General features: G+C 46.7%; 37 protein-coding genes. 22 read left to right on the top strand and 15 right to left on the bottom strand.

Going from position 1 to position 25,172, the window contains the following annotated elements; all coding sequences use genetic code 11:
• The first annotated feature begins 659 nt into the window (after positions 1–659).
• The gene (locus SYNCC9902_RS12040) at positions 660–1,352 is read left to right on the top strand and encodes a hypothetical protein (protein ID WP_156771076.1); all 693 of its coding nucleotides are present in this window, start codon (positions 660–662) and stop codon (positions 1,350–1,352) included.
• Between the two features lie 30 nt (positions 1,353–1,382).
• Here the strand turns inward: SYNCC9902_RS12040 and SYNCC9902_RS05140 are convergent, their stop codons facing one another.
• The gene (locus SYNCC9902_RS05140) at positions 1,383–1,598 is read right to left on the bottom strand and encodes a hypothetical protein (protein WP_232179276.1); all 216 of its coding nucleotides are present in this window, start codon (positions 1,596–1,598) and stop codon (positions 1,383–1,385) included.
• A 149-nt stretch (positions 1,599–1,747) separates the two neighbouring features.
• Entirely contained in the window at positions 1,748–1,990 is a 243-nt protein-coding gene (locus tag SYNCC9902_RS05135; RefSeq protein ID WP_011359819.1) for a hypothetical protein, read from the bottom strand.
• Between the two features lie 430 nt (positions 1,991–2,420).
• Here SYNCC9902_RS05135 and SYNCC9902_RS05130 point away from each other — a divergent pair, with 430 nt between their 5' ends.
• On the top strand, positions 2,421–2,723 hold the full coding sequence (locus SYNCC9902_RS05130; protein WP_011359818.1) for a hypothetical protein: 303 nt from the start codon (positions 2,421–2,423) through the stop codon (positions 2,721–2,723).
• 151 nt (positions 2,724–2,874) lie between these two features.
• On the top strand, positions 2,875–3,060 hold the full coding sequence (locus tag SYNCC9902_RS12885; RefSeq protein ID WP_011359817.1) for a hypothetical protein: 186 nt from the start codon (positions 2,875–2,877) through the stop codon (positions 3,058–3,060).
• On the opposite strand, the gene SYNCC9902_RS05120 is transcribed toward SYNCC9902_RS12885, so the two are convergent.
• Complete coding sequence (locus SYNCC9902_RS05120; protein ID WP_041424952.1) at positions 3,044–3,235, bottom strand: hypothetical protein; 192 nt, start codon at positions 3,233–3,235, stop codon at positions 3,044–3,046. The genes SYNCC9902_RS12885 and SYNCC9902_RS05120 overlap by 17 nt on opposite strands.
• Before the next feature lie 17 nt (positions 3,236–3,252).
• On the opposite strand from SYNCC9902_RS05120, the gene SYNCC9902_RS05115 reads away from it, so the two are divergent.
• The 4 genes from SYNCC9902_RS05115 to SYNCC9902_RS05100 all read left to right on the top strand — a co-directional run bounded on the left by SYNCC9902_RS05115 (position 3,253) and on the right by SYNCC9902_RS05100 (position 5,345).
• Positions 3,253–3,792 (top strand): hypothetical protein, encoded by a 540-nt coding sequence (locus SYNCC9902_RS05115; protein WP_011359815.1) that lies wholly within the window; start codon positions 3,253–3,255, stop codon positions 3,790–3,792.
• Positions 3,789–4,208, top strand: a complete 420-nt coding sequence (locus SYNCC9902_RS05110) for an NUDIX hydrolase (RefSeq protein WP_011359814.1) — start codon at positions 3,789–3,791, stop codon at positions 4,206–4,208. The genes SYNCC9902_RS05115 and SYNCC9902_RS05110 overlap by 4 nt, the downstream gene beginning before the upstream one ends.
• On the top strand, positions 4,201–4,998 hold the full coding sequence (locus tag SYNCC9902_RS05105) for an ABC transporter ATP-binding protein (protein ID WP_011359813.1): 798 nt from the start codon (positions 4,201–4,203) through the stop codon (positions 4,996–4,998). The genes SYNCC9902_RS05110 and SYNCC9902_RS05105 overlap by 8 nt, the downstream gene beginning before the upstream one ends.
• Positions 4,999–5,075: 77 nt before the next feature.
• Entirely contained in the window at positions 5,076–5,345 is a 270-nt protein-coding gene (locus SYNCC9902_RS05100) for a hypothetical protein (protein WP_011359812.1), read from the top strand.
• 5 nt (positions 5,346–5,350) lie between these two features.
• On the opposite strand, the gene SYNCC9902_RS05095 is transcribed toward SYNCC9902_RS05100, so the two are convergent.
• Positions 5,351–5,656, bottom strand: a complete 306-nt coding sequence (locus tag SYNCC9902_RS05095; RefSeq protein ID WP_011359811.1) for a TIGR03894 family protein — start codon at positions 5,654–5,656, stop codon at positions 5,351–5,353.
• 10 nt (positions 5,657–5,666) lie between these two features.
• Between SYNCC9902_RS05095 and SYNCC9902_RS12450 the strand changes: the two genes are divergently transcribed.
• Complete coding sequence (locus SYNCC9902_RS12450; protein WP_156771075.1) at positions 5,667–5,843, top strand: hypothetical protein; 177 nt, start codon at positions 5,667–5,669, stop codon at positions 5,841–5,843.
• A 56-nt stretch (positions 5,844–5,899) separates the two neighbouring features.
• On the opposite strand, the gene SYNCC9902_RS05090 is transcribed toward SYNCC9902_RS12450, so the two are convergent.
• Complete coding sequence (locus SYNCC9902_RS05090; protein ID WP_011359810.1) at positions 5,900–6,775, bottom strand: metal ABC transporter permease; 876 nt, start codon at positions 6,773–6,775, stop codon at positions 5,900–5,902.
• A gap of 33 nt (positions 6,776–6,808) precedes the next feature.
• Between SYNCC9902_RS05090 and SYNCC9902_RS05085 the strand changes: the two genes are divergently transcribed.
• On the top strand, positions 6,809–8,146 hold the full coding sequence (locus tag SYNCC9902_RS05085; RefSeq protein ID WP_011359809.1) for a lysophospholipid acyltransferase family protein: 1,338 nt from the start codon (positions 6,809–6,811) through the stop codon (positions 8,144–8,146).
• Between the two features lie 79 nt (positions 8,147–8,225).
• On the opposite strand, the gene SYNCC9902_RS05080 is transcribed toward SYNCC9902_RS05085, so the two are convergent.
• Both SYNCC9902_RS05080 and SYNCC9902_RS05075 read right to left on the bottom strand, forming a co-directional pair.
• Entirely contained in the window at positions 8,226–8,993 is a 768-nt protein-coding gene (locus SYNCC9902_RS05080; protein ID WP_011359808.1) for a metal ABC transporter ATP-binding protein, read from the bottom strand.
• Complete coding sequence (locus SYNCC9902_RS05075) at positions 8,993–9,925, bottom strand: metal ABC transporter substrate-binding protein (RefSeq protein ID WP_011359807.1); 933 nt, start codon at positions 9,923–9,925, stop codon at positions 8,993–8,995. The genes SYNCC9902_RS05080 and SYNCC9902_RS05075 overlap by 1 nt, the downstream gene beginning before the upstream one ends.
• A 165-nt stretch (positions 9,926–10,090) precedes the next feature.
• Here SYNCC9902_RS05075 and nth point away from each other — a divergent pair, with 165 nt between their 5' ends.
• Entirely contained in the window at positions 10,091–10,744 is a 654-nt protein-coding gene (nth, locus tag SYNCC9902_RS05070; RefSeq protein WP_011359806.1) for an endonuclease III, read from the top strand.
• On the opposite strand, the gene SYNCC9902_RS05065 is transcribed toward nth, so the two are convergent.
• Both SYNCC9902_RS05065 and SYNCC9902_RS05060 read right to left on the bottom strand, forming a co-directional pair.
• Positions 10,745–11,029: a 2Fe-2S iron-sulfur cluster-binding protein gene (locus SYNCC9902_RS05065; RefSeq protein ID WP_011359805.1), complete on the bottom strand. Its 285-nt coding sequence runs from the start codon at positions 11,027–11,029 to the stop codon at positions 10,745–10,747. It lies immediately after the preceding gene.
• Between the two features lie 23 nt (positions 11,030–11,052).
• Positions 11,053–11,694, bottom strand: a complete 642-nt coding sequence (locus tag SYNCC9902_RS05060) for a uridine kinase family protein (protein WP_071818405.1) — start codon at positions 11,692–11,694, stop codon at positions 11,053–11,055.
• Positions 11,695–11,953: 259 nt separating this feature from the next.
• Between SYNCC9902_RS05060 and SYNCC9902_RS12445 the strand changes: the two genes are divergently transcribed.
• Together SYNCC9902_RS12445 and SYNCC9902_RS05055 are read left to right on the top strand one after the other, a co-directional pair.
• Positions 11,954–12,193, top strand: a complete 240-nt coding sequence (locus SYNCC9902_RS12445) for a hypothetical protein (RefSeq protein ID WP_011359803.1) — start codon at positions 11,954–11,956, stop codon at positions 12,191–12,193.
• A gap of 579 nt (positions 12,194–12,772) precedes the next feature.
• Positions 12,773–13,807, top strand: a complete 1,035-nt coding sequence (locus SYNCC9902_RS05055; protein ID WP_041425368.1) for a chlorophyll a/b binding light-harvesting protein — start codon at positions 12,773–12,775, stop codon at positions 13,805–13,807.
• Between the two features lie 379 nt (positions 13,808–14,186).
• On the opposite strand, the gene SYNCC9902_RS12035 is transcribed toward SYNCC9902_RS05055, so the two are convergent.
• A complete protein-coding gene (locus SYNCC9902_RS12035) occupies positions 14,187–14,321 on the bottom strand; it encodes a photosystem II protein Y (protein ID WP_071818430.1) in 135 nt (44 codons plus the stop codon).
• Positions 14,322–14,558: 237 nt separating this feature from the next.
• Here SYNCC9902_RS12035 and SYNCC9902_RS05050 point away from each other — a divergent pair, with 237 nt between their 5' ends.
• On the top strand, positions 14,559–14,789 hold the full coding sequence (locus SYNCC9902_RS05050) for a hypothetical protein (RefSeq protein ID WP_041424950.1): 231 nt from the start codon (positions 14,559–14,561) through the stop codon (positions 14,787–14,789).
• A 693-nt stretch (positions 14,790–15,482) separates the two neighbouring features.
• Here the strand turns inward: SYNCC9902_RS05050 and SYNCC9902_RS05045 are convergent.
• Positions 15,483–16,235, bottom strand: a complete 753-nt coding sequence (locus SYNCC9902_RS05045) for a phycobilisome rod-core linker polypeptide (RefSeq protein ID WP_156771073.1) — start codon at positions 16,233–16,235, stop codon at positions 15,483–15,485.
• A gap of 291 nt (positions 16,236–16,526) precedes the next feature.
• Between SYNCC9902_RS05045 and SYNCC9902_RS05040 the strand changes: the two genes are divergently transcribed.
• From SYNCC9902_RS05040 to SYNCC9902_RS12030, 5 genes are all read left to right on the top strand, one after another.
• Positions 16,527–16,796 (top strand): hypothetical protein, encoded by a 270-nt coding sequence (locus SYNCC9902_RS05040; protein ID WP_198001786.1) that lies wholly within the window; start codon positions 16,527–16,529, stop codon positions 16,794–16,796.
• 419 nt (positions 16,797–17,215) lie between these two features.
• Entirely contained in the window at positions 17,216–17,578 is a 363-nt protein-coding gene (locus tag SYNCC9902_RS05035; protein WP_041424947.1) for a hypothetical protein, read from the top strand.
• A 589-nt stretch (positions 17,579–18,167) separates the two neighbouring features.
• Complete coding sequence (locus tag SYNCC9902_RS12880) at positions 18,168–18,305, top strand: high light inducible protein (RefSeq protein ID WP_009789958.1); 138 nt, start codon at positions 18,168–18,170, stop codon at positions 18,303–18,305.
• Positions 18,298–18,462: a hypothetical protein gene (locus SYNCC9902_RS12440; protein ID WP_156771072.1), complete on the top strand. Its 165-nt coding sequence runs from the start codon at positions 18,298–18,300 to the stop codon at positions 18,460–18,462. The genes SYNCC9902_RS12880 and SYNCC9902_RS12440 overlap by 8 nt, the downstream gene beginning before the upstream one ends.
• Positions 18,463–19,289: 827 nt before the next feature.
• Complete coding sequence (locus SYNCC9902_RS12030) at positions 19,290–19,583, top strand: 2Fe-2S iron-sulfur cluster-binding protein (RefSeq protein WP_071818429.1); 294 nt, start codon at positions 19,290–19,292, stop codon at positions 19,581–19,583.
• A gap of 779 nt (positions 19,584–20,362) precedes the next feature.
• On the opposite strand, the gene SYNCC9902_RS05020 is transcribed toward SYNCC9902_RS12030, so the two are convergent.
• A complete protein-coding gene (locus SYNCC9902_RS05020) occupies positions 20,363–20,716 on the bottom strand; it encodes a cupin domain-containing protein (RefSeq protein WP_232179274.1) in 354 nt (117 codons plus the stop codon).
• Between the two features lie 137 nt (positions 20,717–20,853).
• Positions 20,854–21,171 carry a DUF3303 domain-containing protein gene (locus SYNCC9902_RS05015; RefSeq protein ID WP_011359797.1) on the bottom strand — a complete coding sequence of 106 codons (318 nt, stop codon included), beginning with the start codon at positions 21,169–21,171 and terminating at the stop codon, positions 20,854–20,856.
• A gap of 268 nt (positions 21,172–21,439) precedes the next feature.
• Here SYNCC9902_RS05015 and SYNCC9902_RS05010 point away from each other — a divergent pair, with 268 nt between their 5' ends.
• On the top strand, positions 21,440–21,700 hold the full coding sequence (locus tag SYNCC9902_RS05010; protein ID WP_232179273.1) for a DUF4278 domain-containing protein: 261 nt from the start codon (positions 21,440–21,442) through the stop codon (positions 21,698–21,700).
• 60 nt (positions 21,701–21,760) lie between these two features.
• Positions 21,761–23,191, top strand: coding sequence for a serine hydrolase domain-containing protein (locus tag SYNCC9902_RS05005; protein ID WP_232179272.1), 1,431 nt, complete (start codon positions 21,761–21,763; stop codon positions 23,189–23,191).
• 3 nt (positions 23,192–23,194) lie between these two features.
• On the opposite strand, the gene SYNCC9902_RS12940 is transcribed toward SYNCC9902_RS05005, so the two are convergent.
• Both SYNCC9902_RS12940 and SYNCC9902_RS05000 read right to left on the bottom strand, forming a co-directional pair.
• Positions 23,195–23,320, bottom strand: coding sequence for a hypothetical protein (locus SYNCC9902_RS12940; RefSeq protein WP_255344621.1), 126 nt, complete (start codon positions 23,318–23,320; stop codon positions 23,195–23,197).
• 329 nt (positions 23,321–23,649) lie between these two features.
• The gene (locus SYNCC9902_RS05000) at positions 23,650–23,832 is read right to left on the bottom strand and encodes a hypothetical protein (RefSeq protein WP_011359794.1); all 183 of its coding nucleotides are present in this window, start codon (positions 23,830–23,832) and stop codon (positions 23,650–23,652) included.
• 50 nt (positions 23,833–23,882) lie between these two features.
• Between SYNCC9902_RS05000 and SYNCC9902_RS04995 the strand changes: the two genes are divergently transcribed.
• Positions 23,883–24,209: a hypothetical protein gene (locus tag SYNCC9902_RS04995; RefSeq protein ID WP_011359793.1), complete on the top strand. Its 327-nt coding sequence runs from the start codon at positions 23,883–23,885 to the stop codon at positions 24,207–24,209.
• Positions 24,210–24,602: 393 nt separating this feature from the next.
• Positions 24,603–24,806, top strand: coding sequence for a hypothetical protein (locus tag SYNCC9902_RS04990; RefSeq protein ID WP_041424941.1), 204 nt, complete (start codon positions 24,603–24,605; stop codon positions 24,804–24,806).
• Positions 24,807–25,172 lie beyond the last annotated feature (366 nt).

Below are 25,172 nucleotides of genomic sequence, written 5' to 3'. Positions count from 1 at the left end.
ATCGAACACAATTCAACCCATCAGACAAGACCACCCTTGAAATCAATAAGCTGACTCAATATCCAATTCAATGGGTGGAAAAGTAACCACATGATCTGATCTTTTTTCTCTCAAGAAATCGTATTCTCACGACATCCTCCATAGAAATAGGAGGCCTCAAAATTTAGAATCTATGATCTCTACTCCCCAGATGGGGGCTATTGGTAAAGTAGGCAAGTACAACTACGAAATAACGAATTTTCAAGATGGCTGCGCCAAAATCCACAACCTGCGCGAATGAACGCTGTTGGGTTTGGTTCAAAGGCGATCCGTTGAAACAAGACGGCTCCTGGAAAGCTGGCTTTTACGGGGCCCCATCGGTTCTTGGTGGAATACGAATTGAAAGCCCGGACTTTGTGCCTTGTCGGGTACCTGAATGGCGCGTACTGTTTAAAGAACCAAAAAACATGAAACAAACCCCAAATATTCCAACAGGTGATTGGAAACTCTTCCCAACAGAACCAAAATAGAGCCAACCAACCAATATTTTCAGACAGTCAACTCTTGAAATACACGACTAGAACATAACGCATATTGATACCACTTCAAGCAGACTAGTAATGAATAACCTTGTACGATGTTCCTACACAGGAACCAGAAACAGAGGAGTTGACTCGCCCATGGCCAATTTCATTGACGAGCCAACACGAGGAGACGGTACATCCTGGAAGCTAACCAAACAAAACTTTAATAAACCACCTCACTTCCACGAACCAACCATCGAAGAATTAAAAACTCATTTAGAGGAGAAAGGTAGAGAGGGAAGTACTCGCGATAGTTTCCTCGAAAAGAGCACTGAAGTTGTTCGTGCTCCGGCTAAACTTGAATTATTGCTTCGAAGACCTGGTAAGGGATTATTTGCACAGAAATATAAAAATGGTGCCCAACTATGTTGGATGAGCGGATTCTGGTGTGGGTCCCTTGAGCTAGAAGACAATGAAGGGATTGAAGAAACCTATCCCCGATGGGGTCTTTCGGTTTTAGTTGGTGACTTTTACAAAACTGGGCCCAAACAAATTCGTGAAGCCATCATTACTAGCCACGGTGATAAAGCTTATGGGCAGTGGAAGCGGGCTGTTCTTGAAGATAAAAAAGGACGAACAGAAGTTCTTGATGCAATCGCTCATACCTGTGGGAAGAGGAAAAAATTTGCTATTGGTTTCACCACATCGGATTCATCTAAACGCCTACTCAAAGCACATGGGATTCGTGTTGATGAAGACTGGACTTTTTTATACCCGCACTACAAAGGAAACTGGAAACCAGTTCGCAATCCATATACAGAGATCAAGAACCATTCTGGACAGTCTTAAAAGGGTCTAGAACATCAACTAGAAACATCACTAAGCATCCCCAAAACCTTTCTTTTCGGATTTATTTTGACTTAGATTTTTCTTCTTAGGTATCGAAAGTTGAGTTTCATTATCACCAAATATCTGACCATCAATCCAAGTTGTTAGAACATAGACGACGAGAAGCACTGGAATAAGAACAAACCATTCGTTATCAAATTCATAAGGGAGCTGCCTTACGCCAAATATAGCTAGGTAACCGGTCATTAAAGTCAATATAAATCGTCGAATAGAAGCTGGATTCATCATTCAATTTCGGGTCTTTTAGCCTAGTCTGATCTGGCGAGAACACAACAAATAGCTCAAAACCAGACAGGCATAAAGTTCAATGGTTGAACCAACAATGTATAAAGCTCTTATTTAATGAACTCAGACTTCAGTGCAGCGATCAAAGCCTGGCATGAACGCATCGGCATTCCATTATCAAGGCTCGGTTGAAGCTGATGCTCAAGCTCCTGAATGATTTGATCAGCGGGTTCGCCACGGTTCACCAATTCTCGGACCGCCAGAATGGCAGCCTCTTCCGTAAAGCCAAGCAAATATTCCTTTAACTGCTCAGTTGAGGCTTGGGCAATAATCGAAGCCGTTGGATGCGGCATAACCCATTTCAAATGAGACAACCCTACGACTTTATTGATCGATTATTTGCCACACACTTCGAATACATTAAAAATTTATCAATTTATTGATTCATACAAAAATATTTATCACTTTCAACTGGTAAAAGGACCATCGCATATACATCAAACAACATCGGGCAAGACCAACATCCCCTCAGCTGGGACAAACCGTTCTTAATGGGCTCGGCAATTGCTGCTCATGGATTTTCATATCTTCTTTATTGAAACAATAGCTATCAACACATTTTCAGTACTGGCTTCTTCGCCCGATCGCTCGCGTTTGTATTCCCGACAATTTTATCCTGCCGACGTGTACCAAGCGAAATCTAGATTTTTTCTTTTTCTGAGATGCAGCGATGCTGACAACAGGGATTTGTGTTGACACACTCAATTGAGGATTAAACCGCTTATGGACCATTCAGATCTGCTCTTCCTCGTTGAAGATATCGGCAAGGGAAATGTCCTCGATTCAGAAATGCTTGAGGGCTGCAGCGTTGCTGCCCATGAGTTAGACGACATGGATGAGGTTATGGCAGCCAAGGTGGCAGCTCACGTCTTTCAAGAGCTTTACGGCCACATCGTTCAGTCCATCAAAGGTGATCAAGCCGATCCAGACGAAGGAATTTGGACAGGCAAGGTGGAAGAGTTTGATTTCCGCATCACACGTAATGACGATGGTGATCTGATTGTGGATTTTTTAGTTCGCCAGTAAAACCTGCATTCAACGCTTGAGCCATCATTTTTTTGCTCATTGATCGGCATGTTCCATAACTTCATGAAACGTTGAAACGCAAACATGAATCAATGGCTATGGCGCCAAGTACACACCAAATGCCACGGTGAAGTCATACGGGGCATCTTTCATGGCCAATTCGAATCAGGGCCGCAACCCCTACACCGTTCGGCATAAAACATCAGACGGCGAAAAACTTGAATCTTGCTTCTATGCCAGCGACGCTTTCGAAGCACGCATGTTGGCTATGGAATTCAATGCCTACATTCGGGCTCACCCCAATTGCATTGATTCGATTCTTAGGACGGAGGTTTGAGGGCGTTTCGCCGCTTCTCAACTTGTACAAAAATCAACCAAGCCAAACTGGCTAGGCCAGCACTCGTCCAATCACTGCGCAAGAGTTCGAGGATGGCAATCGTGCTGGCTCCAATCCTGAAACCTCTCAGGATGAAGCCAGTCAATACATCTTTTCGGCTGCGTTCCGGTTGCATGGTTTCGTTCCGGAAAGATGGCTGCATTGCTTCGCACAATGATCACAACAGCACCGAGTCCCGACAGAACTTCACTGTTGAATCTCGAGCGCGAGGCTCGACGCCAGGGCAGTGGTATCCAAGCAGATCATCTCAATGGATGCTGGCACCTGCAAACCACCTGGAATCGTTCGGGCGACCCCTCAACACCGGGAACGGACGTTTGTCTTCGGGCCTTAAATGCGTGTTTAATTCTGACTGTCTCGTCTGAAAACGACTCTCCTGAACCCGAACACATTCAAATCGAGAACCGAGTTCAAGTTTCCGGATTGCAGCTCAGTTTTCAGGGCTCAGCTCAGCTCAAGGGAAATCGCCCACTGCTGTTTTTCAGCTTTAATCGCGTCCAGCTAAAAATTGGTAAAAAGGTCTGGTTCAGCAAAGCGATCGACACACCGTCGTTGCAACGCCAGCCCTTTTTTGCCCTGATTCATCTCGATCCAAGCCAGGGTTTGTTGATTGCTCGCGGTCGTGGTGGTGGTTTAGCTCTTTGGAACCAACGTTCGATAGGAAGCGAATGAAACGCGAGGTCGCTTTGGCCGTTCTCGAACGAAACGGAGCATTGCTCCTACAACTCAGAGATGACCTGGAATCGATTCTCTATCCAGGCCATTGGGGACTGTTTGGAGGCCATCTTGATGCTGATGAAACGCCTTCTGAAGCCGTGCATCGTGAATTGCTCGAAGAAATCAATTGGAAACCAGCCTTCCCCCTGGAGCACTGGTTCACAAGTCAAAATGGACCTCGGATAGCCCACGTGTTTCGTGGTGAGCTGAGCGTGCCCGTGGAACAGTTAACGCTGCTAGAGGGACAAGACCTCAAGCTCACGTCCAAGCAGGAGCTTCGTCAAGGAAGCGTCTGGAGTGATCGACGCAGCGAAGTCCGACCCATTGCACCGGGGCTCGACCAAGTGATTCAACGTTTGCTGATTGATTGATTTGGGCTCCAACACCTGGCTCGAGATCCGTCATGGAGAAGCTTGGCTCGGTGGAGCACCTGTGCTCCACGACATCAACCTTGACTTGCGGCTAGGTGAGTCGACCACTGTTTTGGGCCCGAATGGTGCCGGAAAGAGTTGTTTGGTGAAACTGATTGATCGTTCGCTCCATCCAATTGTTCAAGACCAGGCCTACCTGCACCTGTTCGGACGTTCGACGGTGAATCTTTGGCAATTGCGACAACGCCTTGGAGTCGTCAGTACTCCGATGGAGGAACGCATCCCAGGATCGATCTCCGCCTTAGATCTTGTTCTTGCTGGATTTTTTGGGTCGACACGCTTAGGACACGACCAAAATCCAACTTCAATTCAACGCATCCGAGCAGAACAGGTGCTGCAACAGCTCGATCTTCAGGCGATTTCTGATCAGCCCTATGGCCAACTTTCAGATGGCCAACGGCGTCGGCTGCTCATGGCGAGAGCCTTGGTGCATGAACCCGACGTTCTTGTTCTGGACGAACCGAGCCGGGCATTGGATTTGAAGGGATGCCACCAACTGATGCATACCCTGAGCGATCTCTGCCGTCGTGGCACCACCCTGATGCAAGTCACGCACAGAATCGACACGATTATTCCGGAGATGCAGCGAGTTCTCTTCCTTCAAAAAGGTCGCATTGTTGGAGACGGAACGCCCGCTGCAATGCTCACAGCCAGGAAACTGAGCGCTCTGTACGACACGCCATTAACCGTGCTGGAAGCCGATGGATTTCGACAGGTTTTGCCGGCTTAATCAAGCCTTTTTCGGGAGCGTTTCCACGGCGGCCTGAGCCACGCGCCAGGATGTAACAAATTCGTTACATCCATCCCATGACCGTCGGAGAAGTTGTTCTCGAATCCTTAACGACCGGTGTGATCACAGAGGCTGAAGTGGGTTGGCTTGCATCCCATCAAGATTTATTCAGCCGCGCTGAAGAAGCCGCTGCCATCCGTCTTGGTCGTCTGATGGACGACGGAGAGGTGAATTTGGGCTGCCGAATCGCCAACTCCGACACAGCAAACGCTCAGACGCACCATCAACACGTTTTGAGCGATTGGATTGAACCTCTGGGACGTAATCGAGGCACAGCAGCCGCCTGAACTGGCTAGCTGGCGCCTGAACGCTTCCGAACGACACGCGGAGTTGAGCGTGATTCTTCAAGCTCAGCGGTCTTGTCTTCGACGGTCTCTTCGCTCTCCTTCGTTTCAATCGGCTCATCATCAGGCTCCTGAGCTTCGATCACCCCAAGAATCATGGCGGCCTGTAGCTGGTCGCTGATATCTCCGAGGGTCAAAAGGGCCTTTAGAACGAGCTGAGCTCTAGGGGCTTTTGGTAACCCGGGACGGAGTTTCTTCGTGGTGTTCCAAAGCTCCAACGCCACTTCCTTCAGCAGCTCCTTGTCAGCGGTCATTATTTGATGGATGTATCCATACAAGGAAGCACATCGGATGGACCATGACAGCGACTATCGCGAAGCCTGGGCCGATGAGGGGTCGAAACGTCTCCGTCACGCCAAGGAATTTCTCTTCCGAGAAGCAGGCGTAGCCAGGTTTAACGATGTGTACGACGACGATGAAACAGATGAGGAGATGGCTTAGCCCCAACGTCAGCATGTCTTTGTCCCCACACCAGATGGATTCCACTGATTAAGGGATCAGCGAAGCCGCTCTTCATCGTTGGTGTCACCACTGAGGGACGGCATCACTGCATAACGCCGCAACACTCCATGCCGGGGAGCAAACAAGAAAGCAAAGAGGAATTGGGCGGTTTGCACCAACACGATGCATCCAGCCGTTGAGCTGTCGGTCCAATAGCTCACGAAAACCCCCAACAAGCTCGACAAGACACTGCTAGTGACTGCTAGCAACGTCATCCGATCAAAGCGATCGGTCAAGAGGTAAGCCGTGGCACCAGGAGTGACCAACATGGCCACCACAAGAATGATTCCAACGGTTTGCAATCCTGCAACAGCCGCGAGGGACAACAGTCCGAGCAGCATGTAATGCAAAACCCCTGTATTGATGCCAATCGAGCGTGCATGGGTGGGGTCAAAGCAGAACAGCATCAAATCCCGACGAAACACCAACAACGTCACCAAAACCAAGAGCGAAATCAGCAAGGTTTGAATGATGTCGGCCGCATTAATACCGAGCACATTTCCAAACAGGATGTGCGTGAGATCAATATTGCTCCGCGTTTTCGACACCAACACCAAACCGAGGGCAAAAAAACCGGTGAAGACCAAACCGATCACGGTGTCTTCCTTCACGCGCGACTTCTGCTTCACAAAGCCAATGGCAGCGACTGAACCCACCCCAAACACAAACGCTCCAAGCGAAAACGGCAGACCAAGGGCATAGGCCACCACAACACCGGGTAACACCGCATGGGATACCGCGTCGCCCATCAGCGCCCAGCCTTTGAGCGTCATGTAGCAGGACAGCAACCCACAAACCCCACCAACCAGAGCACTCACCAACAGTGCACGCACCATGAAGGCGTGACTCAGGGGTTCCAAGAGAAGGTTCATGGAATCAGTATGGGCGTGTCACCCGCAGGCACGATGCCCCGCGTCTCAACCCAATTCGCTCGTCCTGCCTTAAGACGATTGCCCACCCGGTCCAGTCGTCCGGTCCAGAGCCTTGTCCGTCGACTTTTACCTCTGGTCTTTCGCGTCCAAGGGTTAGAGGTCCGCAATGGGAATGCAGCCGAAGGCTTAGCCAAAGCATTTCAAGCGCACCAAGCCGGTGAAACCACCCTCTTGATCGCCTTTCGGCATCCCAGCACTCGGGATCCACTCGTGCTGGCTGATCTTTTTTGGAACCGGGCAGCCAACACAGCTCGCCAACGCAACAGTCCACTGGCTCGCCCTGTGGAACTTCGTTTTTTGTACGACCGTGGGATTCCAATTTGGGCAGGACCCTTGATTGGCTGGCTCCTGCAACGTTGTGGCGGGATTGCCATTCACAGAGGACGACTCGACCGTCCCGCTCTGGCCGAAGCGCGTCAGGTCCTAGCCCAGGGTCGCTACCCCCTCGTGATTGCCCCTGAAGGCGCCACCAACAATCTCTCGAGTGAAATGGCCCCCCTAGAACCGGGGGTTGCACAACTGGCCTTTTGGGCGGCCGAGGATCTCGAAAAAAGTGGGCAGACCCACAACCTTCAGGTGCTCCCCGTCAGCCTGATCTACAGCTGGAGGCAGCAGAACTGGTCCGCTCTTGATGCTCGTCTTCAGGCTCTTGAACGCCATCTTGGGGTTCAGGGAGAACCACTGAATGAGGCATGGGATGACCCCCACCAAGTGCATCGTCAGCGATTTCTGCGGATCGGTGACGCCCTGATCAACACCCTTGAACACTTGGAGCGGCTGCAGCATGAACCAGACCAGCCATTGGTCAATCGCATCACGAGCTACCGCTTGCATGGATTATCCAAAGCCGAATCCCATTTCGGTTTAAAAGCTGCGGGCACGTTGCAGGAGCGCTGTCGACGCATCGAACAGGCGGCTTGGGATCGGATCTATCGCGAGGGTCTTGAGCAACTGCCCCCCCTTGAACGCAGCATTGCCGACTGGGAGGCCAGAGAAGCAGACCTCCAACTCAGTCGCATGCGGCTGGTGGAGCACTTCATTTGCGTGACCGGCCAATCCATTAGCGATGAAGCTAATTTCGACCGATTAGCAGAAATGCTTCTGTTGGTGGAAGAAACGATTGGTTGGATTGAGGATCGCCCATGGAAGAGCGCTCCGTCCTTAGGGCCTCAACGGGTGGAATTGAGCTTGGGGGAACCCATGGCAGTCCTGCCGCGGTTGCCGTCCTATCGCCACAACCGTCGCCAAGCCGTACAACAATTCATGGCTGACCTACAACAATCGCTCAACCACTTGATGAATGGTGATTGAGCATCGCTTCCCAAAGCAAGTCCGAACAGAATCTTTGATTAACGAATATGAATCAACAAGGAAATGATCGGCTTGACGGTTAATTCAAGGGTTCGACAGAATCACCCGGAGAACTATGACCCGTTAACAAATTGGGAGGAAATCCTCCGAAGGTCATAGCAAGATTCTCAGGAGTAAAGACTTCAGACGTTTCACCATAGGCAAGAACAGTTTTATTAATCAAGACAACTGAATCACAGAAATCACGCACATGACTGAGGTCGTGGGTGGAAATCAAAATCGTACGACCTTCTTCACGAAACTGAATAAATAACTGGGCCATTAATTTCTCAGTTCTTACATCTACTCCATTAAAAGGCTCATCCAACAAAAGAACATCTGCTCTCTGCGCAATGGCACGAGCCAAAAATGCACGCTTGCGTTGACCACCGGAAAGGGTGCCGATCGGTCGGTTGCGCAGTTCCAACAACTCAACTCGTTCCAGGGCATGTCGAACGGCTACACGATCGGACCCACGTGGAATCCTGAGGAAATTCATCGCGCCATAGCGACCCATCATCACCACATCCCAAACCGAGACAGGAAACTGACAATCGATTCCCTCGCTCTGTGGGACGTAGGCAACGGCTTGCTCACGCTGGGCTTCTTTGACACTGCGGCCATTGATGCGAATCAAGCCCCGAGAAGGTCGGACGAAGCCTGTTAGGGCCTTAAACAAGGTGGACTTACCAGCCCCATTCATCCCGACAAGACCACATATACAACCAGCGGGCAAATGGAGACTGGCGTCATACAGCGCCACCGTGCCGTTGTAGTCAACACAGAGTTGATCGGCGTCGATGCGCATCAACCGTCTTCCCCCCTGTCTGTTAAACCATCAAGGATCAGTTTCACATTGTGACGCTGCAATTCCAAGAGGGTGGGCGCCGGGCCATCAGGCTTCGAAAGTGAATCCACAAAAAACGTCCCCCCAAACCGAGAATTAGCTGCGGCCGCGACTTCTCGTTGAGCCTTATCACTAACGGTGCTTTCGCAGAACACCGCAGGGACTGCACGCTCACGCACGGTATTGATCAATCGAGCCATTCGTTTCGGAGTGATCTCACTTTCGGCATTAACAGGCCATAGGAATGCTTCCTCGAGTCCGTAATCCGTCGCGAGATAAGTGAAAGCACCTTCACAGCTCACCAACACTCGATGTTGTGGTGGGATGGTGGCAAGAACTTCACGCAATTCACCATCTAAGGCTTGAAGTTTTTTGTTGTAGGCGTCAGCGTTATTGGCGTAGTCCTCCGCACCATCCGGGTCCAAATTGGTGAAGGCCTCCCGAAGACGATCGACATAGTCCATAGCCCGCTTCGGCGACATCCAGGCATGGGGGTTGGGCTTTCCGGCATAAGCGTCTTCGCGGATCAGAAGAGGCTCCATCCCTTCCGACAAGGTGACGGTGGGGATGTCTCCTGCTGCAGCCGTAAAACGACGTGCCCAAAGTTCGAGGCCCAACCCATTCTCAACTAAAAGATCTGCACCAACAGACCGCTCGATATCACTGGGCGTGGGCTGATATCCATGAATTTCCGCTCCCTCCTTAACAATCGAATGCACCTGAAGGCGATCGCCAGCCACATTGCGCGCCAAATCAGCGAGCACGGTGAATGTGGTGAGAACCCGTGGCCGTGAATCTTCCCGAGATACACGGGAACGATCAGCACAACCCGCAACGATGACACCCACACCCAGCACAACAGCTGCAGCCCTTGAGATCAGACGAATCGCCATACGACCCACTATGTCTGCCACATGGCTGCAACGGAGGCATCGCAACCAGGAGCGAACACATGCAAACACAATATTGTTTCAAAATTAATACTATATTGTGTTGATATCGTGCCAACACACCACGCCACAGGCTGCCTAAGTTGCCATTTGTGATGCAGGACTGTCTTGCGCAAAGCAGAGCGGGCTCAGCTTGTTTTGGAGCGACTTAATCAGCACTACCCCGAAACACCCATCCCCCTAGACCACTCCGATCCGTTCACCCTTCTGATCGCAGTTCTCCTGAGTGCTCAGTGCACAGACAAAAAGGTGAATGAAGTCACACCAGCACTCTTTGCTGCAGGGCCAACGCCACAGGCGATGGCAGCTCTCGATGAAACAGAAATTTTGAGCTTCATCCGTCAACTCGGTTTGGCAAAAACGAAGGCCAAACACGTTCGCCGGCTCTCTGAACTGTTAATCAGTGAGCATGACGGGGCTGTTCCCAACAGCTTCAGGGCCCTCGAAGCACTCCCAGGAGTGGGGCACAAAACGGCGAGCGTTGTGATGTCCCAGGCCTTTGGTGTCCCTGCCTTTCCCGTCGATACTCACATCCACCGCCTTGCCCAACGCTGGGGGTTGAGCAATGGTTCGTCCGTTTCCACCACAGAACAAGACCTCAAACGACTCTTTCCCAAAAGCCACTGGAATCGACTTCACCTGCAAATCATTTTTTACGGCAGGGAGTACTGCTCAGCACGGGGATGTAATGGAACGATTTGCCCTCTCTGCAAAGAACTCTTCCCCAAGCGACGAAAAGCAGTAATCACGCAGAAAGCGTGATTAGTTGAAGTCGTTTTGGCTATCCGACTGAATGGTGCAATTTGCCGTTGGATAACTCACGCACAACAGGGCATAGCCCTGACCCATCTGATCGTCATCCAAAAAACTTTGATCGGATTGGTCGACAGACCCGGTGAGAATTTTTCCAGCGCACGTTGAACAGGCACCGGCTCGACAGGAGGATGGCAAGTCGACACCCGCCGCATCAGCGGCATCGAGAATGTAGACGTCGTCTTCGCAATCGAAGCTACTACCACCTTCGATGCTGATCGTGTACGAGGCCATAATCAAAACCACCTGACTCGTTGTTAGCCGTGACCGGTGATCCGCGCCAAAACCGCACGGCAACCTTTAACAGGATCACGCACCACAACATGGGCCTGCTGTCGTAGTGGAACGATGAAGCGGCGTTCCCCAGGAAGCATTTGCCAAAACGTTTGGTGGAGCACAGAGATCGGAGAACGCCCACGCTCACGAACATCACGGCGAAGTCGTCGCCAAATACGACGCCAAAGTGGTGTTTCGAGATACACCACTACATCGATCAAAATTCGAGGAAGGATGGCTTGAGGTCCGTAGGCACCCTCCACAACAATCAGGTCATAACCAGCGGAGAGGAAACTTTCATCAATGGGCTTGTAATCGACCACGCGCGAGGCCATGTCGTAACGACGTAAGCGGGTGAGCGTTCGCTTCCTTGCCGCTTGAAGATCGGCCAGAAGAGCCTCTGTATCAATCGCATTGATGGTGTCAAACCCAGCGATCGGATCAGGCTTGTACCGACTTCGGTAGTAGTTGTCGCAGTGCAAGGGAAGGGCCGTAAGCCCAAGAGATTCAAGATGACGCACCAGACCATTCGCAAAATGAGTCTTACCGGTTGCCGAACCGCCACAAATACAAACGAGCGGTGGCAAATTATCAGCGTTCCCCCGAACAATCAGGCCATTCATTGCGGAATAGTCGAACAAAAGTTGCCGCCCTCTTTCCGTTCTACTCAGCCAAGCGGGTTAAAGCAGAAATCACGACCAAAAAACGCCAAAAAGTGGGCCAGCAACTCAAGGGAAGCCCGCGACGCAGAAAGGCATTCTTAACGGAGATTAAACTGGGGGTATCAAAGATTGAACAGACAATTTGATCGACTCATTAAGGATCATGAAATAAGAGGTACATCACTGTTGACGACTAAAACAATTAATAACCTCAGCCGCAATGAAGCCACTCAAGCTTGAGCCTTTTTCACACAGTTTTGGGCAGAACTCCGAAACAATAGAAATCCAGATTATAAAGACATTGACAACTCGACAAGAATCATTGTCGCAAGAAAGCGATGCAACCAGAAACATCACGCAAAATATTAAATCACAAGCAAAAGAGTTATTTGGATACCAAGATAGTGATATATGGCAAATAAATAGTACCAAATGCCAGCAACGAAGAGCAGATGGATAACTAATGTAGAAATGAAAAAACTAAAAATCATGCAGTCGTTTCCCGAGAAATGGAATGAACCTACATTTTTAGAATTTGCATATGATAACTACGGAGTATGGTGGCGCTGTCGAATTGCTCACCTATCCTCCATCTCAAAGACCAAAGAAGCACGGGCTTTGTTCAAGGAATGGGAGACGGGATTTAATAGTTAATTAAAAATCAACCTACCTCGAAATGAGTGCATAAAAGGAATACCAGCAGCAAACCATGAAGCATAAAAGAGATTGGTGGTGAATGGAACAAGGAAATACCTCGAACAAGCTGCAAGGACGGAACAATGAAGAAAACAACTAAGACTTCACCAGCATAAAAAAACAAAGTTAATTGTAAGAATAGATATATCAAGACGTACCAAAAAGCACCTACAGATAAAGAGCGAAAGAAAGGATAAAAAACCAATGTGAAACTCGATGCCACGACATGTATCAATTGTCGAAAAATGCTGAACCAATGATTCAGGGAGGAAAAGTAGTGTAAACAGCCGTCAATTAAATGGTTACTAATTCGTACTCTGTGGAAGCACAATGGTTTGTTTACATGCAATCCTATGGGAATTCATCAGTCAGCTATGACTGGTGGGCAGGAAATTCAGGAGTAGCCAAACGATCTGGCTCGTTTATTGCGGCGCATGCCGCCCATGCTGGCCTCATCATGTTTTGGGCCGGTGCATTCACTCTCTTTGAGTTGGCTCGTTACAACAGTGCATTGCCTATGGGAGACCAAGGATTAATCCTTTTACCTCATATGGCGTCTTTAGGATTAGGCCTCGACGCGAGTGCAACAATTGCCAATACAGAGCCATACATTGCAATTGCAGCCTTTCATTTGGTCTCTTCCGCGGTGTTGGGAGCAGCAGGTATTTGGCATACGCTCAGAGCCCCGAAAGACTTATCCGTCGCAGAGGGACGAGCACAAAACTTTCACTTTGAATGGGACGACGCCAAGAAACTCACATTTATCCTTGGCCATCATCTGATCTTTCTTGGATTGGGTGTTATTGCATTTGTTGAATGGGCCAAACACCATGGCATCTATGACACTGCAATCGGTGCCGTTCGCCAAGTTGAGCCCAACATTGATCTAGGCATGGTCTGGGGCTATCAGACGAATTTTCTCTCGATTAGTAGCCTTGAGGACGTGATGGGAGGACATGCCGTTCTGGCTTTCATCCTCACTATTGGTGGGGTTTGGCATATTATTTCAAGCCCATTTGGGCCATTCAAAAAGATTTTGATTTATTCCGGTGAAGCAATCCTGTCTTATTCACTGGCAGGGATAGCACTGATGGGATTTGTGACCAGTATCTGGTGTGCACAGAACACTCTGATCTATCCGGTTGAGTTTTATGGAGAGGCTTTGAAACTCAATTTCGCATTCTCCCCATACTTCAGTGATACTTCTGCAGTCTTAAACGATGGACACACCGCAAGAGCCTGGTTGGCCAATACGCATTTCTATCTGGCATTCTTCTTCCTTCAAGGCCATTTTTGGCATGCACTACGCAGTATGGGATTCAACTTTAAAAGTGTATCTCAAGCATTAGAAACAATGGATACTGCCAAAGTAAGCTAAAATCCATACAAGATTTAGTGTGCGCTTTCGCAAGACAAAAGCTCCTCTAGTTACCTAGAGGAGCTTTTTATTGTAGAAAAAAACCGAATGCTAAGACCAAGACTTGTCGATGAAGAAACGCTCGACAATATGATTAAAAATGAACAATGACTAATATGACCACTAATCCAGCTTTGATTCTTTTGCCTTGATCAGTGGCAAAGAGTCTAGACGAAGTCCTCCAACAATTGAAATGATGAGCGGTGTAAAGACCATTGCTACGATGAGGAGCCCAACGGGTTGAATCGTAGATTCATGCCGAGCGAGAATCAACACACCAACACACATGACAATGTATGCAGTCGAAAATAGAAATGCTTTCCAATTCATTGTATTCTTTTCAGTCTGAAGTATTTTGCTTGTACTGGCGAATGGCTAGCTGAATTTGGCCTAGAGCGGCTCGGCCAATGTTGTACCCAGCCCAGCCCAGGGCTAAAAAAATGGGAGCAAAAACCAGAAGAATTCTAAAGTCCAACAACGACTCCGAGATGATTTACCAGTATCACCAATCGAAAGTGATAAACCTTATCCGTAGCTACAGATAGAGCAATTTTGAGGTTCCTTCATGGGGAAGATATGATTCAAATTTAGACAGCATTCAGTACAGCAAAATAATTTCTGCTGAGCAGTAAAATATAAAACACTGACTCATTTGTAATACAACAGTCTCCAATCACCAGAGTTTGTTAAATGGAGAAGGAAGCTTTTCAACATGATGGTTGAACCGAACTGGGATTACTTCATTAATGAGCCACTTGACAGTGGAACGATTCGATTCGAAACAAAAACAGAGCGGGCACTTTATGCTCGTGTGATTGCTGGAGAGGCAAATTGGATGGAACAGCAAACGTTAGAACGTCTCAAAACTTGGAGAAATGCGAAACATGACCTAGAAGCCTTTCTCGATGGCCGTCGTGTTGCTAGAGCTAAAGCGAGTCTGTGAAGGACAGCCTCAACTGCTACTCAATTTCATAATCAACAATTAAGGAGAATATGATACCTAAGATAAATCCATAACACATGACTTTCGAACATAAATCAATCCAAGGAATCATTATGTGAACTATTCATTAAAGATCACAACGTAAATGTATGCACTCATTCATGGCCTTACATTCATAATGAAACCTAACCAATCGTCAAATGCTATCTACCTTGAGACAATAAAATTAAAAGAGCGAGTCTTTTCGGCTGCTCAAATGAATCAATGGCTACGAATAAAAATTTCCAAGGATTAAACTTTAACAAATTAGGATCATCATGTACCAAGATTACACGGCAATTTTACTGATGTTGCTGACAGCAATACCACTCGCTGTTGTGGCTGGCACAATATTCTTCTATATCCGCAATAATGACAGGAAAACTCCACTAAAAAGGGAGGATTTTTATCGCTAATCACCATGCTATCCCGCCAAGATAAATAATACCCACTATGCATATTTTCGTACATAATTGATTATTACTTATTTTAGAAAATGAATAATAATCAATTCAATGGTCTTCAAGTTTATCCTCTGTAGCTTTAGTGTTGCTTGGCGTAGGATCTTGATTAGATGATTAATTTTTTTTAATTCCAATTTTGTCTTGGCGGTTATCTTGGGAAATCAAGATTTTAATTGCTATAGTTTCCTCGTTAAGAATTAAACATAGCATTAAAGATGGACAGTACAATTATGACGCTTGAAACAATGCCAACGGTTAGTGATATTCGCCAGATTAGTAATGCTCGTCCCTTTGGCTCTTTATAAATCAAATCATCAATTTTGGTACGTGGCCTATTAGCAACATTAAAAGAATCAATAGACATCATCATGTTATCTTTAATTAAACGATTTCTCCAACTCTCGCCATACCTTGGTAATCTCTGATAGATAGGCATCTCTCCTATTTCTTTGCCAGGCAGAATTCTATTGACTTGTCTCGGCACTTCATCGTATCCAAATCTCTGCATGTACTCATTGCTCTCTAAAATGGTATCTACGAAATAAGTAAATCCCCGATCTGCAATTAAAATAGACCAAGACAGTCTTTCACGAATGCTATAAATAGGTCTCCCCAAAACCCGACCGATCACCTGTTCAACAAGTCGTTCGTTATTATTGCAGGCAACATAACCTCGATAAAAACGATCTGATAGCAGTAATCCTCTAATGAAATCTCTTATTTCAATACTGCCGCTTTTAAACTGCGACTCAAGGAAGAGATCACGGTCGGAATTCATTGAATGAAAAAATATTTGTCGATAACATTTTTCAATTAGTTCAGCAGATGAATTCTCAGATATCTCTCTTCGAGAATCAATACTGAAAGGATAGATTGTTTCTACGCGAGAATTCTGAGTTAAATAGTCGAAATCTAATCTTTTACTTGATGAAAGATTTTTCATACAATTACACATCAACCTATATCCTATGATTACGCATCCAGGCGAGAGAGACTGACAATATTTATCATAAAAGGCGAATATATATCACTTACACTTTCTGTTGCGAACATAGAAAAGTCTTATTTTATACTAAAACAACTGGCAAAGTGGGAAAATTTTTAGGAAGGATCGAGAAGATACAATGCCTATATATACAGTTAGACTGGTTATTTTATACAAAATGTTTGACGATATAATTCTGTCATTGGAAACGATACTAGATGGTAAATTGCCATGATCCAACAAAGAACAATGGCACTTACCGGCTTCGAAATCGCTATAGGCGGAATCACATCTATTCCTGTTACAGCAGGTCTTATATTTCTAGGCTTCAAAACTTTTGGAGAAAAGAATTTAGACGCTTCGAAGTTCAAACCTAAAAAAGCTGCACAGCCTAAAAAAGCTGATCCTACAATAGAAACTTCTAAATCTAAATATAGTATCGATTCAGAAAAGGAATCAGAGTCTAAAAAGGGCGGAGCAAAGTCACAATCTGCAACTATAGAAAAAACACAACTATGAAAAAGATCATTAACAATAAGAAGTCTTTAGATACTCCAGTGACTGCTGAGTCAAAGATAAATACTAAAGATGAAATAACAGCTTTACCGGAATCTAAGCCTTAAAAAAAGAACCAATTAGATTTGAGTTCAGTTTGAGAATTACTGATCAATACTGATGCGGTTAGGCTAATTACATTGCTTTTTGCAATTGGTTTTATTAATTACTTGATTCCTACTTTGAGATTATTCAATGAATAAATAAACCACTTGCAAAATATCGCTTTTCCAGCCTCGGTTTTGATAGCAAAAAACGCGTATCTTCTGATTGCACTTGATGTAGATATTGAGCGAAATAGTGTGTCATTTGACAAATAAATAAATAGCATAGATTCTGATTTTGAATGACAAAGGAACTAGTATTTTAAAAATATTTAATTTATGGACTTTCTAAACGTCATTATCGGATTCTCGGCTGCAATATGGGTTTTGATAGGAATTAGAATGCATGCATCCTGGATTGCAGGTACATTTTTAAATGAGATAGAAAAGATCAATTTTCAACAATGTCAAATTGATAAAAATGGATATAATTCGATTTCATTTGACAAGAATCTCAGCCCACAAAAAGTAGTTGTCTATGGATATTGGGAAAATCTAGAGCAAAGCATTGAAGATCGACGCAAAGCCAAACGAAGTCCGATTGTTTTCAGATTAGTAAATGCAAATTTGATTGCCTTTACGGCGATCTGTGTTCTAATTATTATCAGCAAGGGGTTCTTTTCTAGTATTGGTATTTATTGAACCTAAGCATTACAAATGTATCAACAGATCAGAACACACAGAATTCAGCAGAAATAAAAATTGAGGTTTGCTTTACAAGGAGCAGCTTCCTAGAATTAGAAATTAAATTTATAATTTACTTAGATACAAGCCAAAGCACAAAATCATTAACTATTTGTCCTATAAATTAATGAGTTATCAAGTTTGTTGTAAAGCTATCTGCATCGTTGCAGGCCCATCCACCCCTACATTCACCAGCAGGGGGAGATGTGTTCGCGACCTGTCGATCCCGTCTAAGAACGACCATTTAACAATGGTCGATCACAGGCTTAGTAAGAGTGATAAACGCTCGCAACAAGCGTTACATATGTGCTTAAAGCTCGCGGATACAGATTAAATACAGGTGGGAGATGATTGCCTGGTATTCGTTGCTGTGGACACCCGAGTAGAACAAAAGCATCTAACGTCTCATGCCAGCTGATCAATGATTTTTAGCGATCTAAAGCATGTGCCGTGAATATTAGATTTTTCAACCTCTTGGTATCGGATATCACAGCAGATCGCAGGCATACGACATAATCCGTTACATTGTTGAAAATGCTTCTAAATCATGGATGACGCAAAATTTGGTTTCTCCTCTTTTGCCGAACAATGGAATGGCCGTCTGGCAATGATGGGTTTCATCATTGGCCTCGGTACTGAGCTGCTGACTGGCCAAAGCATCCTGCATCAGATCGGACTTGGGTAAATACATGCAGGATCCCGACGTTTGGGCACCAGATAACAGTGCTGGCTATTACCGACTCTTTTTCTTTGGATCTTTCATCGCAGCACTTGGGGTGGGAGCCAACACGGTTGGTCACTATCTTTGGGCATCGATTCAGGCCATGAACAACTACTTCTAGGCGTTTCCTCTGAAAAGCACTGGCTGATACTCAAAGCGCACTCTTCGAAGTAACCTGATTTAGGTTTTGATTTGAAGAAAGCTTAACAAGCTAATCAATCTGCAATCTTTCATCGTATGCGACCCAATCAATTGGGTCGCTTTTTTTTAGGAAGTCACTGCATTTAGCTATTAACACTGCACTCCCAATAGTAATAGTTAGTTTGTATTGCGTCGACTTGAGAAATACATTTAATTGCAGATGAATTTCTTTACATCCTCCTTTGTGCAACGTCATTACCGTGTGAGATAACGGATATGAATTGATCGGATTGACCGCCCAATTACTTGAGAATCACTCTTTGTAGTTAAAAAGTGTTTGGCAGAGTTTCAGTCATGCCTCAAGCCTTGAGTGAAACTTGTATTTTTTACTGCAATGCGCCTGGATAGCAAGACATTTTATATCTCGCATAATTGTTTTGGGTGTCATAAATAAATAATCTGCTATTTTCGTATATGACCAGCCTTGCTTTCTCAAGGCGACTGCTATGTGCAGTCTTTTGTATCTCCAGCCCTTTATTGGACCTAAGTGATGCGAAATGGGATTTGAAATGGTCAAAACTAATTCTAATCTATTTACACATTAATTTGATCCAGCCGAAAGCCTGGCCAATTCATACAAGCTAGCGCCAATAAAGAGCAAGATAATACATCAAACGATACACTTAGTCTTGGCGGCTAAATATTAAGAATACGACTCAGAGTCGTATAAAAATACCGTGCAATGAGTAGCATACTTATCACAAGATCATTATTGCGCAACAATAATTACGTGGATTGTAGTTAATGATGTCTGCTTTTAAGATCACAATGCACACACCAAAGGGATTGCAAATATTTGAATGTCAGGATGATGAATATATCCTTGATGCTGCAGAACAAGCGGGATTCGATATGGCATATTCATGCAGGGCTGGGGCTTGTAGCTCATGTGTTGGAAAAATATTAGAAGGTACAGTCGATCAATCCGATCAAAGCTTTTTGGATGATGATCAAATCGAGCAAGGCTATTCATTACTCTGCGTAGCTTACGCAACCTCAAATCTGACGATAAAAACAGAGTGCGAAGAAGAATTATGGTAAGTATGAATCAATAAAGTTGATTTAGTATAATCACCCATACTTTGGCAAATGGTCATTTAATAGAACAAGAGATCTACAAATTCTTCAGGCAATTTCTAGCATCGCTACTGCTTCTGCATACCGGATACTCGCCTGATCAGAAGAGTGTTTAGAAAAAAGTTGAAATTAAAAGTTGATGATTGAGAATTAGATCTTTCTGTAGCGTCGCCAAAGAAACGGATTCAAACGTCTTAGCGTCAACGATTAGGACTTACGCCTACGAAACTTGGCACGCCTAGAGCGACGAGATAACACACCAGCAAGCTGGACAAAGCCCATCACGGCAACAACCGAATAGACAAGCTCGACTGTAAAAAGCCAGGTTGGTGTCTCCATTCCTTGGTTATATACAGCTCAAGAAAATGCAACAGGCTCATTCGCTACCAATCGGCGTAACGACGGGGAATTCATAAATAAGCAGACATTATGAATCTCACAACGATTTAACATTGCTAATTCATGCAAACATCGATCTATCAGTTCAAATATACAGAACTCCGGAGGAATCATTAAACCACAGTATTGATCATTTCTAACTTTAATACAATCCAGATCACCAAAGACTATTGCATACTTGGTTTAGTAATCTTTTATCAATAAGAAGCTAGATGAGCACTGGTGAATGAGAAGCGCCATGTTAATCATTATCGAAATAACGAGTCAAGTACGTTCAGTACTTGTCTTTTAATCAACTGCGAATAATCCGACAACTTATCCAGACAACCCTGATTCCTCCAAGGCTAAGGCCTCAATTGAATTTGATTCGGCATGCCTTCGACACTCGCAAAGGTGACCAAGCTCACAACCGGCCTCTTACCTCTATTGATGACGTAGTGCGGTTCTGCTGGATGGCCCTCCAGAAAACCCTCACCTGACTCAAGGGTTTCAGAGACTTCAACACCATCAATGATGCGAACGTTGCTGAGACGCCCCTTCTCAACGACAACCACCACGGGTGATGGATGAATGTGCAAGGGAATTTTGGCACCAACAGGAATCGTGATCCGATACACCCGCATTTCGGGGGTGCCTTCTGGATACGAAACAACCTGGCCGCCAGGAGTTCGACTTGCGGTAAAAAGCTCCTCAATCATGGGCTGTGGTGTTGCCAAAGCATGGCTTGAACACAACAGCACAGAAAAAGCAATTCCAACTGTCTTCAAAATCATGATTGGTCTCCAATCGTTGCCATCAGACTTCAACAGTGAACCAATGGATGTTATTCAGACGATCAGGCAGACGCTGCAGATGCCTGCACGCCAGGCCACATGGCAGCGAACTCTGCATCGGACACAACCGGGGTGACATCGAAATGGATACCAAAGCCTTCGATCCAAGGTGCGAGATGGGCCCACACTTTGCCGATGTCTGCAGCCACCGCAATCGCCATTCCTTTTCCACCGATTGGATCACAAACGCGGTATTTCAGTTCAAAACCTTCGAAGTGATCGCCGGGCCCTCCCGAATTGATGTATCCAGCAAATGAAGGGCAGGCTTCCCAAGACCCCTTCACTGTTGGGAAGTTCCAGACAATGAGGTAGTGCTGCATGGGGCTGAGACTTCGGATGAGATCGTTTTAACAGCGGTCGATGGTCTGCGATGTGATCGATCAGACGGATCCCTGAAGCTGGACAACGCAACAACGTGGTTTCATGCAACCGATCTCCTCTCAAAGCCACCTGAAGGCCTGACCAACGGAGCACGTCATGAAAGATTAAGTTCAGTAGCAGTTGATACAGAAGTGGTATTCTTGGTCCACGTTGAGCTTCCAATCGAAGCTGCAGTCAGACCCATGCCAAGCAACGGGGGCGTGGGCAATGAAGGAGTGTTTTATGAACACGCTTCAACTGATCAAAGCCCGCGCCGTGAAAAGTCGGGCCGTTGACCTTGCACGTTCCGCAATGGTCCGTGCTTTTCGGAATGCTGATTACACCGACAACCAGCACACACCATTAGTCCGATCCAACAAATCACAATTGCGGTATCGGGGCATTGCCTACGAAGCAATTGGGCAACAACAAGAAGCCACTGGCGGACGCAATCTTCGTTACCGCGGAGTGAGCTACGGCGTCTACTAGATCTAGATCAAGACGATGATGAAGGCGGGAGGTAACTCCCGCCTTTTTTGTGCGGAGGCGATGTTGCCACGGTTGTTTGGTCAAACGATGCACGGGAGAACTCTTGGAGGCTTCTTCGTTGTTTTGGCTGCTGCGGGCTTGACCCTGCCTTACGCCCACAAAACGTTCAACTTGGCCCGGGCAGGTACGGCTTACAGCGCAAAGATGCTCTGCTCTGGCGTTTTGATGGCCGGAATGGATGAAAACAGGCTCAAAAGAGAAGAACTAGCCCTTGCGCAAGGCCTGATCCAAACCCAAATCGATGCAACTCGTGGAGTCGTTCACGCTTGGGCTTTCCTTGGACTTGTGCGAGGCAAAGCTGTTCGGCAGGGAAATCTTGGTTGTAGTCAAGCGATTACCAACAGCGAAGTTGTCAAACTACCCAATCAAACAAGAAGTCAAGTTTCAAAAGCAAAAGCAATACCAACACCCTGGAAAATTTCACCCGACGCATCAGACACACCTCCCAGGATTAACCGAAAAGAATTAGAAGCAGCCATCAGCGAGGCCTTCCACGACTCGCAACCTTCGGCACCAAAACGAACCCGCGCGATTGTTGTGGTGCAAGACGGTTGGGTCATTGCTGAGCGCTATGCGCCTGGCATCACACCGGTTATGCCATTAATCGGTTGGTCGATGACCAAAAGCATCACCCATGCGCTGATTGGAATTGCCGTTAAAAATGGTCAATTGCGGCTTAATGCACCCTTGTCGTTGCCGGAATGGAGCAACGACTACGATGCGCGCCAAAAAATCACATTGGATCATCTCTTAAGGATGAATAGCGGCTTGAACTTTGACGAACGCACACGAAGCTTGGATTCAGACGTAGTGCAAATGCTCACTCAAGAAGCCAACACAGCAACATTCGCGACTGGACAACCAATAACTGGAAGAATGGGGCGAGATTGGTCGTATTCATCAGGAACAACTAACATTATTAGCCGAGGATTACGTTTAGCGATTAACAATGATCCCATTTACTGGAGCTATCCCTACGAAGAACTATTTAAACCGATAGGAATGAAATCGGCTTACCTAGAAACAGACGCGTCAGGAAATTTCGTAGCGTCATCTCTTGGATGGGCTAGCGCCAGAGACTGGGCTCGATTTGGCTTGCTATATCTTAATCAAGGGGCATGGAATGATCAACAAATAATTCCTAAAAGCTGGGTTCAGCATGCTGTAACTGCATCCAAAGGATCAAAAAAAAGATACGGAGCTCATTGGTGGCTGAGCTCTAAACGCCGCAGGCCGGACTTACCAAGAAACAGTTACTCAGCGGAAGGATATGAAGGACAGCTCATCCTTGTCGTACCCAGCTTCAAAACAGTGATTGTCCGGTTAGGACAAACTCCGAAACGAAGCAGCTTCAATCCCAATAAATTTGGAGCCTCGATTTTGTCAACGCTCACTCCTCAGAAGGAGCTTCAACCAAACAAGACTCCTTAGAAATCAATCCTGATCACCACCTTTGGGAACAAACAGTTGAGATGCGCCAATTAGTAATCCTGTGATTAACAGAGCAGGGAGGATGACAGAAGGACCACCCTGAGCCGTCTGGGATGCGAAGAGCAGCATGGAGGGACAGCGAAAAACCATGGATCACATTGGCAGATCCAAGGGCATTCGCACCAGTCTGCAAACGTTCGTTGCAGACTCTTCAGCAAGGAAGCACAACAGGAAACAGAAAAAGTTCTCCTTGCACGACTTGCGAAGGGCGATGGCGGGGCACACCTCTTGAGCGCACACTTTGCGAGGCGACCGAAGCAGCAAAAACCTTCCGAGGACGAATCAGAGACTGCCGCATCCAAGCATCAGCTTGAAAGGGCGCATAGGGAGAACTGGTCGACATGTCACTGGAGCGACTAATACACTTGTTCTAGTGCACTTGTACTAGTCCGTCAAGTTCAAATTCCGCACCCCCCCTCCATCTCATCGCCCCGCAGTTTGCGGAGCTGTTGCAGGCGTTGGAGCAGATCAGAGTCCCCAACGATCACGCGTCGACAGCCATCGGCACCCACATAGGTCAAACGACCATCGTCATCCACGATTAAGGCCGTCATGGGAGTCACTGGGGGGAATCCTTCCATGGCAAACCTCCGCTAAGCCAATCCACCATGGCAGAGGAACAACTTTCATCATGGGAAAAAAGCACCACATCAAACTCAAGCCGTCCAAATCGCTACGACGGGCACTCAACAGCACGAATCAAAAGGGAGATCTGCTCAAACGCTTGTCCGCAATTGAACAGCGTTTGAGCAAGGTCGAGAGCGCGCTAGCAACAAGCCAAGGCGTCCAAGAGGACGTTGGGATCTTTTTTACTGATGCAGACCATTCGGTACAGCAATCCCAACAAGAGGCCTACCGGAGCTGGCTTGCCCATTTCGAGAATCAACCAGACTCCATTGAGCCCGGACGTACCGCCCATGAGATGGCCGCTCTTGCAGCCTCAAAAGCCCTGCAATAGAGAGGATCTACTGATCGCTGCAGAAGTATTTGGCATTGGATCTAGCGCCAGGTTTTATCGCTATGAATATTCAGAGCTCAATAACGGGAGAGTAGCCGCCTCGGACTCGGTTTCTTTTTAGGTGTGAACAACGTTTGCTCGTTTTCCCCGTTGGGTTTGGGGCTGTTGTTAAAAAACAAATGCTCGACGCGTGCGCTTGTCAGTCACAACTTTCGCTCAGACCCACGCCATGGATGCTGCATCGGCTGAAATGAGCGAATAGCTGTCGATCCGAAAAAACTTGGAGAAAGAATGCGTGCAGGGTTTAATTGTGGTGGCCATCCACCAGAAGATGCTCGAGTTGCAAGTGGACGACTTCTTTTTCGGAGCCATCGATCAGTTGGTGGTTAGTTGATGGATCTTCAGATCAATGGAAAGTCAGTTCAAATCAGCGTTAAAAGCGATGTGGCGGTAGCCAAAAGAGTTGCTTCCCACATTGAGAGGCGAATCCGAGAAGACGATTGGGCTCCTTACAAAACCAAGCAGGAAGCAGTGAATGCTTGGGTAAAACTCGGTGGTATCCGCCTCCAAGTTCTCCAGGCGTACGACTTGGCTTGAGCCATCGAACCATTCGTTCATGGCTGGTGATCGAGGTTCTGGTCTCATTCGATGCGTCGGCCTGTTGTTTGTGATCTGAAGCGGGTCGGAGGGCTGCTCAGAGTGGATTTAGCTCAGAGCATTGGAGACGCAATGAGTTAGGGGGCCATCGACGGTGGGCGTCGTCGGTGGCTTTCGCAACAGGGTTTTGGCTCCTACAAATTTGGAGCCATCGCTTTCGTCTGAATCACAGAATGCAGAGTGATGCAGGCTTTGGTCTTATTCGAACAACCGATTCGTCAGATGTGTGCACAACCCGATGAATAGGTGAACAGGCAGCCACAAGGGGTCCCCTGGCTTTGGTGGATTGGGTAAAAGCTATGGCCT

Source organism: Synechococcus sp. CC9902 (genome assembly GCF_000012505.1).
Classification (GTDB): domain Bacteria; phylum Cyanobacteriota; class Cyanobacteriia; order PCC-6307; family Cyanobiaceae; genus Parasynechococcus.
Note: the sequence above shows the minus strand (reverse complement) of the source record. Positions and strands in the feature narration are given on the sequence as shown.